Genomic DNA, 14476 nt, shown 5'->3' with positions numbered 1-14476 from the left:
CCGATGAATACGATTCCTTATGTCATTGAACAGACAAGCAGAGGGGAGAGGTCCTACGACATCTACTCCCGACTTTTGAAAGACCGGATCGTTATGGTAAGTGAAGAAATCAATGATCACATGGCCAACAGCATCGTCGCCCAACTTTTATACCTTGCAGCGGATGATCCGGAAAAAGACATCTCTTTGTATATCAATAGCCCAGGAGGATCGACGACTGCTGGTTTTTCCATTCTGGATACGATGCAGTATATCCAGCCTGATGTGCGGACGATCTGTACGGGGATAGCGGCCTCTTTTGGAGCGATGCTTTTATTGGCGGGTACAAAAGGAAAGCGGTATGCTCTGCCGAATAGTGAAGTCATGATTCACCAGCCACTTGGAGGAGCTCGCGGACAGGCGGCTGACATAGAGATATCAGCGAAACGAATTATCAAACTGAGGCAGCACATTAATGAAATCATCGCCGAACGGACCGGGCAGCCTGTGGAAAAGGTGGCAGAGGATACCGACCGTGATTATTTTATGAGTGCGGAAGAGGCGAAGGAATACGGAATCATTGATGAGATTGTTCACAAAAAATAAAAAACCGCCCGGCATGGGCGGTTTTTCTTATGGAGCCGTGAGTGCTTCTTTCGGTTGTACTTTTTCAAGTTCGCCGAGAACATGCTTTTCTTCCTCTTCGGAAAGCGGTAGGAGGGGAAGACGGACACCACCGACCTCCACACCTTTAGCATGAAGCGCCGCTTTAACCGGAGACGGGCTTGGTGCAGAGAAGATGGCATGCATAACAGGAACAAGCTTTTGGTGAAGACGGGCGGCATAAGCAAAATCGCCTTCGCGGAAACTTTGAATCATCTGCTGCATTTCATTTCCGATCACGTGGGAGGAGACGGAGACGATTCCTGTACCTCCGATGGATACGAATGGAAGCGTATTGGAGTCTTCGCCACTGTAAACTGAAAAGTCATCGGACGTTTCACGAATGATTTCCGTCGCCGCATCAAGGTCGCCGCTTGCTTCCTTGATGGAAACGATATTTTTGATTTGAGATAGGCGAATGACGGACGCCGGCTCCATGTTGATGACGCTTCTTCCTGGGATGTTGTAAAGCATCACGGGAAGCGATGTAGATTTTGCAATCGTAGAGAAGTGCTGGTAAAGACCTTCTTGAGTTGGTTTATTGTAATAAGGGGTCACGAGCATGACGGCGTCGACACCGACTTCCTCAGCTTCTTCAGTCAAACGGATGGACGCTCTCGTGTTGTTGGATCCGGTACCTGCAACGACAGGAACTCTTCCGTCAACCACTTCAACAACGAATTTGAAGAGGCTCACTTTCTCTTCTGTCGTCAATGTTGGTGATTCACCAGTTGTTCCTGCAATGACCAGGGCATCCGAACCGTTTTCAATCAAGTGGTTGACTAACGCTCGAGTTGCATCAAAATCAATGTTTTCTTCGCTGTCAAAAGGGGTCACCATTGCTGTTAATACTTGGCCGAAATTCATAACCTCACACCTTTGTTTAGAATTTTGAATACGTTCGAGGTTGTGAGGGCTACGGCAGTCAAAATAAAAACGGCAACAACGAGGGCGTCGCTGCTGCCGTAGAAACTTTTAAACCGTTCCTGCGTAAGATAGCCCTCCATATAGTTTCCTATATGACAGTCCTGTACTTGTTAAGCAGCAGAACCAGCATCAGGGATATGAGATCCCTTTCGCTTCGGCAATTTCCCCTTTCCACCTTCATCTCAGGAGCTCATTCTCCTCCGACAAGTGTACTCATGTCATTGCACCTCTATCCTTACTTCAAAATCATTTGAAATAAGAAAATATTTAGTTAGTTAAAGATTATCAAAAAAGTATCCATCTTACAAGGGGAAAGACAAGGGAACAAACGATTCGACAAAATCTCTGAGATTCTTATCTTAAGCTATCTGGCAGGAATGTGTAAGACTCGATTTCGAGACTTTAGTTGAGAGGATAGGGGCTGCGGGGAATAACTCGCTTTCCGCGGGAGCGCGGTGAGCGTCCTCGGACTGCGTCCTGCGGGGTTTCACCATGCACTTTTTTCCCACAGGAGTCTCCCTATTCCCCTCCGCCCCTAGCCGAATGAGGTTTTCGAAATCCCTCTTAAAGTAACCTGCAGATTTTGGTGGTGAAGTGCTGATGAATCACCCGATATAGTAGCTTCTACCATAGCAACTGCACGAATAAGGCGAGGGAACAGGGGCTGGGAAACGTCCGCATGAAAAGCGGAAGGAAATCCGGACGTGTTTGTTTTTCTACGTACTGATTCAAAGCACTGCAAACCGTCGTTTCCCTGCCCCCGTATCCATGGCCAGGAATTCGTCATTACTTATTCCAACCATGCAAGGCTTACTCCGTAGACCTTTGGGAGGGGCTCTTGACGCTTCCGCGGAAAGCGAGTCATCCCCCGAAGCCCCGACCCGCTCATCAAAAGTCTCGAAACTGAGTTTTCCAGTGTAGGGAGCAATTCTTACATGAAGAGAATTGGAGGGGATAGGCACGATTTGGGGGTGGGGTTCTTAGTATATGGTGTATGAGTTTTTTAGAAGGGACGGATCGGATGAATCAATATCCAAGTTATTATAGTAACGGGAATCAGGATCGGATCGTGTTCGGCGGTGGTGGAATGTTTAACCCGGGAGCTGGAGGAGGTTTTGGCGGATTATTCCCTCCAGGCACTTGGGGCGGCGGTACTGGCGGGCAGTGGCAGCAACCATTTCCGTGGGGAGGTCCAGGCGGTGGGAGTTGGCAGCCGCAACCTTCCGTTCCAGGTCAGTGGATAGGCCCTGGTGGTCTGCCGCCCGGGTACAATGGTGGATTCCAACCCGGAGGTTCCTGGGGAGGACCATTTACACCACCAGGACAAAGCCAACACGATCTGTACCGGGCTTGTATCAACAATTGTGCCGCACAGTTTGGATCTAATGACCAAGCGTATTTCAATTGTATTAATCGTTGCCGCAGTCAATACATGGGCGGCTGATCATCCGAGAGGTTTGTAAAGGGCAAACCTCTTTTTACATAGGTGGGGAAATATCAGTCTCGAGACGGATGGAGAATCATTCTGTGGCATATCGTTGCTGGCATCGACCTTTTATACAATGGAATCAACCAATAATAAACGAAGGTGTGATTCATATGGCAGTCAATGAAATAGCGTTGCAACAATCAGAAACGGAACCGAGAGAGATTCCCTCCATATTCAAGAATCGAAACTTTTTGCTGCTTTGGGGAGCGGCACTTTTATCAAGTTTTGGTATTTCTTTTTTCCTTTTTTCACAAAGCTGGTATGTCGTCAATGTCTTAGGTTTAGAGGCCTCACTTGGCATTCTGTATATCGCTGTTAGTATTCCACGGGTGCTTTTTATGATTATCAGTGGAACGGTGGCGGATCGCTTTGATAAGGCGAAGATCATGTTCTTGTCTGATTTTATTCGTGGGCTGCTTCTCGTCGGCCTTGTCGTCTGGTTTATTTTCGGTGGAATTACGTTATGGACATTTGTGACTTTTGCTTTTTTCTTCGGTATTCTGGATGCTTTTTTCTGGGCAGCGGAAAGTGCCGTCATTCCTTCAATCATTCATAAAGATAATCTGACAAGAGGAAATTCGATTATCCAGATGACCAACCAAACATCATTCATCCTGGCTCCTATGCTTGCCGGAGTCATCATTGCGTTTGGAAACTATGAAATTGTGTTTGCAACAACAGCAGTCATGCTTATTGTGGCAAGTGCTTTGATTTTCTTCATGCGTGTACCCAGAGTGAAAGAAGGATCGGAGGAACAGAAAAGGTTTTGGGATGATTTTAAGGAAGGATTGCTCTACGTAAAAAATTCCCGTGTCATTTCGCTTGTCGTTTTAACGACGATCTTTATGAACCTCTTTTTAGTCGGACCTTTAACGATGGGTCTTCCGTTATTTGTGAAGACCATTCTGGAAGGGACCGCGATGGATTTCAGCTTTCTTGAAGCAGGTTTGGCTGTGGGTATGCTGCTTGGTTCGATTGTGGTCGGTGTGTTGAATGTGAAAAAGAACCGCGGGAAAATTGGCATCATTGCGCTCGTTATCTCAGGGATAGCATTTACAGGCCTTAGCTTCACGACAGAACTTTGGATGAGTATATTATGTCTTGGAATCTTTGGTTTCGCCTTATCGGGATCAAACATTCCATTCATTGCTGCCATTCAGAGTTTAATTGAAGAGAAGATGCTAGGACGGGTGATGGGGCTCATTTCGCTCGCTTCCATGGGACTGATCCCTGTCAGCTATGCCTTAACATCAGGGGTCCTAGCCTTCGGCGTTTCCATCCATCACATTATGGCAGTCGGTGCGATTTTAGTAACCTTGTATTCTGCGTTTATTTTCTTTAGGTTTAAAGAGTTGAGGGAGATTGAATAGAAAACAAGCCTACGACTTATGAAAGGGAGGGCAGAATACAGAAACCTCGCTCATTAAAAGGCGAGGTTTTTTCTTCAGGAAGAGTTATGGATTGTGAATGGTTCTGGTGAACGACTAGCCCTGAAAAAAGCGTATGATTCCCTAACGCGCCTTATCTTAGTGAGTAGGACGGGGGGATTAACGGGATTTTTTGTACCATCCTTTTTCTTTGAATTTTGAAATCGCTTCAATGCGGTTGCTGACTTCTAATTTTTCTAATATGACAGACACGTAGTTGCGGACGGTCCCCGGAGTGATGAAGAGCTCCTGGGAGATTTCTTTTGTATTCTTTCCATCTGCCATCAGTTGGATCACCTCGCGCTCACGTTCTGTTAAAGGGTTTTGCTGGGTGAACGCCAGGTCGACGAGTTCTGGGTCAAAGATGCGCTGTCCGTTGGTGATTTTCCGAATGGCTGTGGCGAGTTCTTCACTCGGGCTGTCTTTCAACAAATAACCACTAACACCGGCGCGACGGGCGCGGTCGAAGTAGCCGGGGCGGGCGAACGTTGTCAAAATGATCACCTTGCAAGGCTCTTCATATAATTCTTCAGCGGCATCCAGTCCATCCTTCACAGGCATCTCAATATCCATGATGCACACATCCGGCTTTAATTTTTTCACAAGCTCACAAGCTTCTTCGCCGTTTTGAGCCTGACCTACGACTTCCATGCCGTCCTCTAAATCGAGAAGAGCTCCAAGTGCACCTAAAAGCATGCGCTGGTCTTCGGCAATGACGATACGGATCATGCTTATTCCTCCTTTTCTTTGTTTTTAATAACGTTCGGAACGTGAAATTGTAGTGTCGTACCATTTTTTGATTCGATTTCAAGTTTACCGTTCACAAATTCGAGGCGTTCACGCATGCCTTGTAGTCCATGGCCGCGAAAGGGGTCCAGCGAGGCGGGGAGGCCTTTTCCATCATCTTCAATACCGATGAGAATTTCAGTCGGGGATTGTTCGATGGTCACACGGCAGGTCGTTGCTTCACTGTGTTTCACAATATTCGTCGCTGCTTCTTTCAAGCACATGCTGAGTACATTTTCCACGAGCAGAGGAGTATTGGTTACCTGAGGGTCTCCTTCGCATTGAAAATTCATTTCTGCCGCTTCGATAATTTGTTGTACGCGGACGATTTCATCTTCGAGCTTCGTCCCTTTCATATTCGATACCATCTCCCTGACTTCCTTCAAAGCTGTCCGGGCTGTGTTGCGGATATCCTCCACTTCTTTATTGGCCTTCTCCGGATGGACCGTCATTAACTTGCGGGCGAGGTCACTTTTCAAACCGATCATCGAAAGCTTTTGTCCGAGCGTATCATGGAGATCACGCGCGATCCTTTCACGCTCTTCAATGACCATCAGTTGCGAAATTCGTTCATTCGCATCTTCCAATTCCCCTTCGAGTTTTTGTTGTTGGCTCCGATAGCGGACCGTAAACGGAAGGAGAATGACCCCGATCACCGTAATGATAATGAAAGGGAGGTTCGGAAAAAGAGAATCAATTTGGTAAATGAACGTTGTCGTAATCGCAATTAACGTCGACGTCAAATGGACGATATATAAAGATAAAAAGCCACCGAGATGTTTGATGTTTCCAATGAAATACGCAATAAAAAGGGCGAAATAAATGTATCCGAACAAGGCCGTCATGACGATACTGATGACCATCTCAACACTGACCCATAAATAGACGAATCGGCTGTTGGATATGAACGACAACCGGTAAGCGAGGAAGAAGATCAGCGTCATCAGAATGCCGAACAGCATTTCGTACATGGATGAAGAACGGAAAATGAAGAAAAAGGGCAACAGACAAAAAATGATCCAAACGTAAATGCTGAGCCCTGTATTTTTTGGAATGATTTGATACCAGTTCTGCATGCTGGTGCACCTCCTTTTTCTTAGCATAAAGGAAAAGCCCATTCGAGGGAATGGACTTTCAACTTCTTTATTCATCCTGGAAGCTTGGCTGCCTTTGATCGAGCATGGCTACGCGCTTTTCTTTTAGAATTGGTTTCACTTCCTTGAAGGATACGAATGTTTTATTTTCTGTATCATACAGCCGGAATCGAATCGATTCAAAGCTTGTTGCGAGAGTAATCGTCGTCGCATGTTTCAAAGGAGGTGTCTTTTCGTGCGCTTCCTCTAATGCATAGTTCGGAACTCTCGGGCTTAAATGGTGCACATGGTGGAAGCCGATATTGCCGGATACCCACTGAAGCACTTTAGGAAGCTTGTAATAGGAGCTGCCATCGACGGCTGCTTTTACAAAATCCCATTCTGACTCGTCTTCGAAGTAAGAATCTTCAAATTGGTGCTGTACATAAAACAACCAGATGCCTAAGACGCCTGAAACATACAGGACCGGGATTTGAATGATTAAGAAAGCTTCCCAGCCAATTGCCCAGATAATTAAGCTGTAAAGGGCGACTACAGCAATGTTTGTCACATACGTATTGATACGCTCTTTCTTTTTGGCGCCTTTTCGGTTGAAACGGTTGGAGACAAGGAACAAGTAAAGCGGTCCAAGGCCAAACATGACGATCGGGTTACGATAGAGGCGGTAGGCGAGTCTTTCTTTCCAAGATGCTTTTACATACTCGTCCACGGTCATGACCCAAATGTCGCCCGTGCCGCGTTTATCTAAGTTTCCGCTTGTTGCATGGTGAATGGAATGGCTTCGTTTCCACTTATCAAAAGGAAACAACGTTAGAATGCCTGTAATCGTTCCTATGATGCGGTTGGCCTTTTGGCTTTTCAAGAACGACTGGTGCGTACAATCATGGAAGATGATGAAAAGGCGGATGACGAATCCACCAGCAATCATAGCGGCAGGAACAGCAAGCCATACAGAGACGGACAGGCTTGCATAGGCCAATATCCACAATAAAACAAACGGGATGATTGTATTGATCAACTGGCGGATGCCTGCTTTTGTATCAGGTTTCGCAAAGGCTGAAACGCTTTTTTTCAGCTCTCGTTGTTTATCCTTGTTCATAATAACGACTCCTTCGTATTTGTTCATGTTACTTATGATAGGAAAAAACCCTCCATTTTATAAGACATAAACGTCAGGACATTTATATGACACTTGTCATGGGTGTTTGTCTATTCTTAGGAGATGAACATGGAAATGTAGTGTTGAGGATATAGGAATGAGGTATTCGCTCTCTTAGTGTAGAAAAGAGATCATCATTAAGATAACGCTTACAATGTGATATAATGGAAGTATAAATTGATACTCTATTATTGGAGGGTTCCCCTATGACCAAACGAATTCTCGTTGCGTACGATGGGAGTGACTTGAGTAGAGAAGCGGTATGGGAAGCAAGGAATCAGGCGTGTGAAACTCCCAGTAGGGAAATTCATATCGTATCCGTCGTTAAACCCACAGGTCCAGCAACAAATGCTGCGGTATCCCATAGTATCGGGGATGAAATGGCAGAGAAGTTTGCTGGAGAAATGGATGGGTTGAAAGAGCAGTTGTCTTCATCTGACGTGGGTGTGATCACAGAGGTCATCATTAGTGATGTACAAGAAAACCCTGGAATTAGTATTTGTAAATATGCGGAGGAGAAAGCGGTGGACTTGATTATTGTTGGTAACCGTGGACTTGGGAAAGTGAAAAAGATGTTATTGGGAAGTGTGAGCAATAACGTCGTCCAGCATGCCACCTGCCCCGTATTAGTCATGAAATAAAGGAAGAGAAAGCCTGAAGCAACCCCCTTCAGGCTTTCTTTTTTTATGGTTATAGAATGCTGTGGTTTGTGTAGCTTGCTGTGTCCATCCGACTCCTGAAGGGCCTATGATCCAGGCGGTCGGGTAACATACCCAAAAAGCAGTCAAGTAAGCAGCGGTTCGCTTACAATATAACCACTCATCGTGTCACCTCAATCTTCTATCTAATCGCCTCTCATTCTAGTCAAAAGAATGGAGGACTAGACATTTACAAATTCTGGCGTACCAGATCTTACATAAATTTCCATAAAACATAATCAAAAGACTGTTTGTTCCCGCTGCAGTCTTTTGATAAACGGGGGTCTGCCGCTTTTGTGTTTAAACTATAAAACTGGGGCCTTATCTTTGTGTTTGCTACACGTTGCCGAATGTAAGCGCTATTCGTTACAATTTTCTTAACAGTTCAAACATTATTACTTCCATTCCACCTAACGAGCCCACTTGGTGAATCAATAGGAGAATGATGAAAGGGTGTGGTGATCTTGGAAGCCATCAGTAAGAACTTTTTCTTATACCTTTCCAACAATAAGTTGTTAGATCGCTTTGCTAAGCGCTTTGGCAGTAAATTTGGGGCTGACAAGATAGTAGGGGGAGAGACGTTCTCCCAGGCAATTCCATTAATACAGCAATTGAACCATGAGGGTTTGGTCGTTACGGTTGACCATTTAGGAGAGTTTGTAGACTGTGAGGAAGAATCCAGAGACCGCGCAGGTGAATGCATCCGTTGTATTCAGCAGATTGCGAGTAACCAGCTGCAGTCGGAAGTATCTCTTAAACTGACATCGCTTGGACTGGACATCAGTCGCGAGTTGGTTATGGAAAACATGGAACTTATTTTAAAAGAAGCCCAAAAGCATGACATTACGGTCACCATTGATATGGAAGACTCGTCAAGGTGTGGGGCTACCTTAGATATTTATCAGGCGTTGAAAGAGGACTACCCGAACTTAGGTACGGTCGTTCAATCTTACCTTTATCGCTCCGATGAGGACCTTGATCGTCTTAATGATTGCCAACCTTACTTGCGCCTTGTAAAAGGGGCTTATAAGGAATCGGGGAAAGTCGCTTTTCCTGAGAAGCATCTCGTCGACGATAATTTGAAGCATCTGATTAAGAAAAACTTGCTGAACGGCAACTATACAGCCATTGCAAGTCACGATGATGCGATCGTCGATTACACGAAAAAGCTTGTGGAAGAACACAACATTCCGAAAGACCGCTTTGAATTCCAGATGCTTTACGGCATGAGGAATCAAATGCAGAAAGATCTTCTTGAAGAAGGGTACAAAGTGAGAGTGTACCTTCCTTATGGAGAAGATTGGTACGGGTACTTCATGAGAAGGCTCGCCGAAAGACCAGCGAACATCGCCTTTGCATTGAAAGGTGTTTTCAGTAAATAAAACTTCTACACATTAGAAAGGGGAATTTTATCATGGTCCAGCCTTATAAACACGAACCATTCACAGACTTTACAATTGAAGAAAACAAAAAAGCTTTCGAGGAAGCGCTGAAGCAAGTGAAAGAAGAATTAGGGCAGCATCATGATCTTCTCATCGATGGCGACCGCATTCGCACAGACAATACGATTACTTCTACAAACCCTGCGGACACGAAGCAGGTCGTAGGTACCGTATCAAAAGCGAACGAAGATTTAGCTGAAAAAGCTGTCCAGTCAGCAGCGACTGCTTTTGAAGACTGGAGAAAATGGGATCCACGTGCTCGCGCTGAGCTGTTGTTCCGTGCGGCCCACATCATCCGTCGTCGCAAGCATGAATTTTCCGCTTATCTCGTGTATGAAGTAGGAAAGCCTTGGAAAGAAGCGGATGCTGATACAGCAGAAGCGATTGACTTCCTTGAGTATTATGGTCGTCAAATGATCGAATTAAAAGAAGGAAAACCGGTAGAAAGCCGTCCTGGTGAGCAAAACCGCTATATTTATACATCCACAGGCGTTGCGGTTGTCATTCCGCCATGGAACCTTGCGTTTGCCATCATGGCAGGTACAACGGTCGCCCCACTTGTTACAGGAAGCACGGTCGTTATGAAACCGGCAAGTAACAGCCCGGTCATTGCCGCGAAATTCGTAGAAGTGCTTGAAGAAGCGGGTCTACCTAAAGGTGTCTTGAACTTCGTACCAGGAAGCGGTGGCGAAGTCGGCGACTACCTTGTCGACCATCCGAAAACGGCCCTGATCTCCTTTACAGGTTCCCGTGATGTCGGAACACGCATCATCAAGCGTGCTTCAGAAATTCAAGAAGGTCAGAATCACCTGAAGCAAGTGATCGCCGAAATGGGCGGTAAAGACACCGTCGTCGTCGATAAAGAAGCGAATATTGAAACAGCAGTGGATGCCATTATTGTTTCCGCATTCGGATTCTCTGGCCAGAAATGTTCTTCCGGTTCCCGCGCCGTCGTTCATGAAGATGTGTATGACGAAGTGTTGGAAAAAGTAAAAGAACGCGCCGAGCAGCTGACAGTCGGAAATGCATCTGAAGAGAATGTCTACATGGGACCGGTCGTCGACCAGGGCGCTTATGATAAGATTATGAGCTACATGGAGGTCGGAAAAGAAGAAGGACGCCTTGTTACTGGTGGTAAAGGTGACGACTCGAAAGGATATTTCATCGAGCCGACAGTCTTTGCAGATCTTGCTCCAGACTCCCGTATGCAGCAGGAAGAAATCTTCGGACCGGTTGTCTGCTTCACAAAAGCGAGAAACTTTGATGAAGCGATTGACATTGCCAACAACACAGAATACGGCCTGACAGGTGCTGTCATTTCTGATAATCGTGAGCACCTGGAAAAAGCGAAATATGATTTCCACGTCGGAAACTTGTACTTCAACCGTAACTGTACAGGAGCCATCGTCGGTTATCAGCCATTCGGCGGCTTCAAGATGAGTGGTACAGACTCCAAAGCTGGCGGACCTGACTACCTTGCTCTTCACATGCAAGCGAAGACGATCTCTGAAATGTTTTAAAAAGCCTAAGGCTCTCCCAAACTTGGGGGAGCTTTTTTCATACTACATACGTGCTTCTTATCCTGTGCTCGGTTCCGTTACGGATAGGTGGTGAAAAGGGGATGGGCAGTGCGATTGCCGTCCACGCAAAAACCCTGATTCACCCATAATGTATTGGATGCTTGTGGTTCAGATTACAGCAAGGGATACCTGTTAGGGAACCATTGTTTCACGATAAATAAAGCCTTGGTTATATATTTCTTTTTCTTTCCATCCACAACCGATATAATGGAGGGTAACGATACATGACATTCAACCTACTCGGAAAGGTCAGGATTCCTATGGAAGTCAAAGAATTGATCCTTCAGGCAGAAGATATTCATAAAGCGACAGAGCTGATCAGTTCAAAGTTGAAGAAGCCTGTCATTATTGAAAATAAGAATTTCGAATTGATTGCTTATAGTTCAACGTTTGATGATTTCGATCAGACACAGCAGAAAACGATCCTTTCGAAAAAGTGTCCGATCTTCATTATTGATCGTTTAAAGAAGGAAGGCATTGTCACTCGTCTGGAAAAACAATCGGACCCTATCCGCGTCCATCCCATGGAGGATCTTGGATTTCAACAGCGGGTCGTCATTGCCGCCAAACATCTTGGACATACGCTGGGTTACGTGTGGGTTCAAGAATCGGAGCAATCTTTGAACGAAGAGGAAATGGATTTTTTAGAGGAAATCACCGGACATCTCGGGAAGTTGATCTATGACCAATTCATGAAAGAGAACGCCAAAGAAGGGCGGAAAGAGGAGCTTCTCTGGCAGCTGCTTCATCATGAATACGCCAGCGAAAGCCAGTTTCGTCATGATGCCTCTCTCGCTCAACTTAAGATCCCGGATCGTTTTTCAATTGTCGTTTTTTCAGTCACTGCTCCTCAATACAAGTCGATGCTGGATGATTTGGAAAACACCGTAAACCGCTTCCGGACGAACCGCCACCTGTATTACTTGAAGACCGAATTTCAGTTGATTCTGTTCATTGAAGGAAGAGGATTCGACCGCTTTTCATCAAGGGATATTGCCCGTGACCTCATTGATGTCGTCAAAGTGGAAACAGGGGAGGAAGATTTTTATCATTTCCTCATTGGTGTCGGGAAGGAATACACGAAGATTTATTACATGCGAAAAAGCTTCCTCGAAGCGTTGGAAGTCATCGAAACGGCGAACTTCATCGGCCCGCGTCCTGAAACGATGCCACGCGAGTTTCCAAAACTTGGCCTGTACCGATACTTAGCGGCGTTGTACGAAAAAAACAGTTCGGAGGATTACTACAGTGAAGATTTGCTGACGTTGATCAAAAATGACACGACGAAGCAGACGGATCTCCTCTTCACATTGGAAGCTTATCTTGCCAACAACGGAAAAGGAAAGCAGACGGCGAGTGAACTGTTCATCCACCCCAATACGCTGAATTACAGGGTCAAGCAAATCCAGGAGCTGACGAACATCGATTTCTCTGATTTCAATATGAAAGCTTATTTATATACCGAGTTGTTGTTACTAAATAATGTAGATAGCTATTATGAACGATACAAAGCAGCGTTGCAAAAATAAAAGGAGGGGGCATCCATCATGTCCCCTCCTTTTCCTTATGCCTGGACGGCGCATTCGTAAGTTTTTTAACCACCGCTCAAATTCTTGGCTTGATAACCGTTGTGTGTGAGAATTGTGGTTGCTAGATACCCTCTTAAACCTACCTGGCAGTGTACATATACAGGACGATCTTTAGGCAGTTCATTCAATCGGTCCCGTAGTTCTCCTAAAGGAATGTTGATGGACCCTTCAATAGCTCCGTTTTCTCTCTCTTTCGGTTCTCTGACATCTACAATGATTTCCCCTTTTGCAAGGAGGTCCGCTATTTCATGGTAGTGAAAAACAGATACTTCACCATCCATCACATTGGAAGCCACGTAACCCGCCATGTTGACAGGGTCTTTAGCTGATGAATACGGAGGGGCATAGGCTAATTCCAAATCTGCCAGATCGGTTACCTTTAAGTCCCCTTTTATGGCTGTCGCGATCACATCGATTCTTTTCTCTACTCCTTTAATGCCGACACCTTGGGCCCCTAGTATTCTTCCTGTGTTCGGATCGAACAGCAACTTTAAGGATATCGGACTTCCGCCAGGATAATAGGACGCGTTTGACGCCGGATGAATGTGAATGGCTTCATAATCTTTTTGAAGAGCTTTCAAAAGTTTTTCGTTATTTCCGGTAGTCGCAACGGTAAGGTCGAAAATTTTTGCTACAGATGTTCCCAAAGTACCTGAATAGGATACGGGTTGACCATGGATGTGGTCGGCAACCAAACGCCCTTGTCGGTTGGCAGGCCAGGCAAGTGGGATCATCGCAGGGGTTTGCTGGATATAATCTTTGACTTCTATCGCATCTCCGATCGCATAAATGTTCTCATCCTTCGTTTGAAGTTGTTCATTTACGAGGATGCCTCCACGGGATCCGATCTCGAGATTCGCTTTTTTAGCAAGGTCGTTTTCAGGTTGGACACCGATGGACAAGATTGTTAAATCGCTATCAATGAAACGGCCGCTCTGTAAAAGGATTTTGTTTCCCTGGTCTTCAAATGCCTGGACACCGTCATTGAAAATTAAGTTCACTCCATGTTTTTTCAGCTCTTTATTTACTATGCTTGCCATTTCGTAATCAAGAGGGGCCATCACCTGGTTGCCAAGTTCAACAATCGTCACCTGTACCCCGCGGTGGACAAGGTTTTCAGCCATTTCCAAACCGATGAACCCTCCACCAATAATGACGGCATGTTCAGGTGCTTTTTCGTCCACCCACGCTTTAATTTTATCCGTGTCAGGGACTGTACGTAGAGTAAACAGATTTTCTGCTTCTTGTAATCCTTTGAATGGTGGAACAAGAGGCTTTGCCCCAGGAGATAAAATGAGTGTATCGTACGTTTCCTCATACATTTCCCCTGTATCCACTTTGCGAATGGAGAGCGTTTGTTTCTCGCGGTCGATCTTTATGGCTTCACTAAGGTTACGGATATCCAGATTGAATTTTTTTGACATGCCTTCGACGGTTTGGACAAGGAGCCGGTCTCGGTCGGTAATCATTTCTCCTATATAATAGGGTAAACCGCAGTTTGCGAAAGAAATGTAAGGTCCTTTTTCAATCATGATGATTTCATTTTCTTCACTCAGGCGTCTTAGTCTGGCTGCAGCAGTTGCACCACCGGCCACACCGCCCACAATGATAATTTTTTTAGACATCGTAATCCTCCCCTTCTT

At 45.5% G+C, this 14476-nt stretch carries 13 protein-coding genes and 1 riboswitch; of the genes, 7 read left to right on the top strand and 6 right to left on the bottom strand.

The features are described from left to right. The first annotated feature begins 3 nt into the window (after positions 1-3). Positions 4-585, top strand: coding sequence for an ATP-dependent Clp endopeptidase proteolytic subunit ClpP (clpP, locus tag BLS23_RS00885; RefSeq protein WP_089650629.1), 582 nt, complete (start codon positions 4-6; stop codon positions 583-585). Between the two features lie 27 nt (positions 586-612). Here clpP and dapA read toward each other — a convergent pair whose 3' ends face one another. Then, complete coding sequence (dapA, locus tag BLS23_RS00880; protein WP_089650628.1) at positions 613-1509, bottom strand: 4-hydroxy-tetrahydrodipicolinate synthase; 897 nt, start codon at positions 1507-1509, stop codon at positions 613-615. A 121-nt stretch (positions 1510-1630) separates the two neighbouring features. Then, a riboswitch (Lysine riboswitch) is annotated at positions 1631-1809 on the bottom strand. A 781-nt stretch (positions 1810-2590) separates the two neighbouring features. Here dapA and BLS23_RS21900 point away from each other — a divergent pair. After that, complete coding sequence (locus tag BLS23_RS21900) at positions 2591-3013, top strand: hypothetical protein (protein WP_089650627.1); 423 nt, start codon at positions 2591-2593, stop codon at positions 3011-3013. A 155-nt stretch (positions 3014-3168) separates the two neighbouring features. Continuing rightward, positions 3169-4428, top strand: a complete 1260-nt coding sequence (locus BLS23_RS00870; protein ID WP_089650626.1) for an MFS transporter — start codon at positions 3169-3171, stop codon at positions 4426-4428. Between the two features lie 177 nt (positions 4429-4605). Here the strand turns inward: BLS23_RS00870 and BLS23_RS00865 are convergent, their stop codons facing one another. From BLS23_RS00865 to desA, 3 genes are all read right to left on the bottom strand, one after another. After that, positions 4606-5214: a response regulator transcription factor gene (locus BLS23_RS00865; RefSeq protein ID WP_089650625.1), complete on the bottom strand. Its 609-nt coding sequence runs from the start codon at positions 5212-5214 to the stop codon at positions 4606-4608. A 2-nt stretch (positions 5215-5216) separates the two neighbouring features. Next, positions 5217-6347, bottom strand: coding sequence for a sensor histidine kinase (locus tag BLS23_RS00860; RefSeq protein WP_089650624.1), 1131 nt, complete (start codon positions 6345-6347; stop codon positions 5217-5219). Positions 6348-6414: 67 nt separating this feature from the next. After that, positions 6415-7464, bottom strand: a complete 1050-nt coding sequence (desA, locus tag BLS23_RS00855) for a Delta(5) desaturase DesA (RefSeq protein ID WP_089650623.1) — start codon at positions 7462-7464, stop codon at positions 6415-6417. A 266-nt stretch (positions 7465-7730) separates the two neighbouring features. On the opposite strand from desA, the gene BLS23_RS00850 reads away from it, so the two are divergent. Next, entirely contained in the window at positions 7731-8165 is a 435-nt protein-coding gene (locus BLS23_RS00850; protein ID WP_089650622.1) for a universal stress protein, read from the top strand. On the opposite strand, the gene BLS23_RS22235 is transcribed toward BLS23_RS00850, so the two are convergent. Continuing rightward, positions 8151-8312 carry a hypothetical protein gene (locus BLS23_RS22235; RefSeq protein ID WP_425250609.1) on the bottom strand — a complete coding sequence of 54 codons (162 nt, stop codon included), beginning with the start codon at positions 8310-8312 and terminating at the stop codon, positions 8151-8153. The two genes, BLS23_RS00850 and BLS23_RS22235, sit on opposite strands and share 15 nt — an antisense overlap. Before the next feature lie 374 nt (positions 8313-8686). On the opposite strand from BLS23_RS22235, the gene BLS23_RS00845 reads away from it, so the two are divergent. The 3 genes from BLS23_RS00845 to BLS23_RS00835 all read left to right on the top strand — a co-directional run bounded on the left by BLS23_RS00845 (position 8687) and on the right by BLS23_RS00835 (position 12773). Further along, on the top strand, positions 8687-9604 hold the full coding sequence (locus tag BLS23_RS00845; protein ID WP_089650789.1) for a proline dehydrogenase family protein: 918 nt from the start codon (positions 8687-8689) through the stop codon (positions 9602-9604). A 32-nt stretch (positions 9605-9636) separates the two neighbouring features. Next, the gene (gene pruA / locus BLS23_RS00840) at positions 9637-11184 is read left to right on the top strand and encodes an L-glutamate gamma-semialdehyde dehydrogenase (RefSeq protein WP_089650621.1); all 1548 of its coding nucleotides are present in this window, start codon (positions 9637-9639) and stop codon (positions 11182-11184) included. A gap of 284 nt (positions 11185-11468) precedes the next feature. Next, entirely contained in the window at positions 11469-12773 is a 1305-nt protein-coding gene (locus BLS23_RS00835) for a PucR family transcriptional regulator (protein ID WP_089650620.1), read from the top strand. 65 nt (positions 12774-12838) lie between these two features. Here BLS23_RS00835 and BLS23_RS00830 read toward each other — a convergent pair whose 3' ends face one another. Continuing rightward, a complete protein-coding gene (locus BLS23_RS00830) occupies positions 12839-14458 on the bottom strand; it encodes a CoA-disulfide reductase (protein ID WP_089650619.1) in 1620 nt (539 codons plus the stop codon). Positions 14459-14476 lie beyond the last annotated feature (18 nt).

The sequence above is a fragment of the Halobacillus aidingensis genome, assembly GCF_900104185.1.
GTDB classification, from domain to species: Bacteria; Bacillota; Bacilli; order Bacillales; family Halobacillaceae; genus Halobacillus; species Halobacillus aidingensis.
This window is presented reverse-complemented; position numbering and strand designations above follow the sequence as displayed.

What these genes read in the sequence shown, in the direction of transcription:
- clpP (WP_089650629.1), top strand. Translation starts at nt 4, where the DNA reads ATGAATACGATTCCTTATGTCATTGAACAGACAAGCAGAGGGGAGAGG.
- dapA (WP_089650628.1), bottom strand. Translation starts at nt 1,509, where the DNA reads ATGAATTTCGGCCAAGTATTAACAGCAATGGTGACCCCTTTTGACAGC.
- BLS23_RS21900 (WP_089650627.1), top strand. Translation starts at nt 2,591, where the DNA reads ATGAATCAATATCCAAGTTATTATAGTAACGGGAATCAGGATCGGATC.
- BLS23_RS00870 (WP_089650626.1), top strand. Translation starts at nt 3,169, where the DNA reads ATGGCAGTCAATGAAATAGCGTTGCAACAATCAGAAACGGAACCGAGA.
- BLS23_RS00865 (WP_089650625.1), bottom strand. Translation starts at nt 5,214, where the DNA reads ATGATCCGTATCGTCATTGCCGAAGACCAGCGCATGCTTTTAGGTGCA.
- BLS23_RS00860 (WP_089650624.1), bottom strand. Translation starts at nt 6,347, where the DNA reads ATGCAGAACTGGTATCAAATCATTCCAAAAAATACAGGGCTCAGCATT.
- desA (WP_089650623.1), bottom strand. Translation starts at nt 7,464, where the DNA reads ATGAACAAGGATAAACAACGAGAGCTGAAAAAAAGCGTTTCAGCCTTT.
- BLS23_RS00850 (WP_089650622.1), top strand. Translation starts at nt 7,731, where the DNA reads ATGACCAAACGAATTCTCGTTGCGTACGATGGGAGTGACTTGAGTAGA.
- pruA (WP_089650621.1), top strand. Translation starts at nt 9,637, where the DNA reads ATGGTCCAGCCTTATAAACACGAACCATTCACAGACTTTACAATTGAA.
- BLS23_RS00835 (WP_089650620.1), top strand. Translation starts at nt 11,469, where the DNA reads ATGACATTCAACCTACTCGGAAAGGTCAGGATTCCTATGGAAGTCAAA.
- BLS23_RS00830 (WP_089650619.1), bottom strand. Translation starts at nt 14,458, where the DNA reads ATGTCTAAAAAAATTATCATTGTGGGCGGTGTGGCCGGTGGTGCAACT.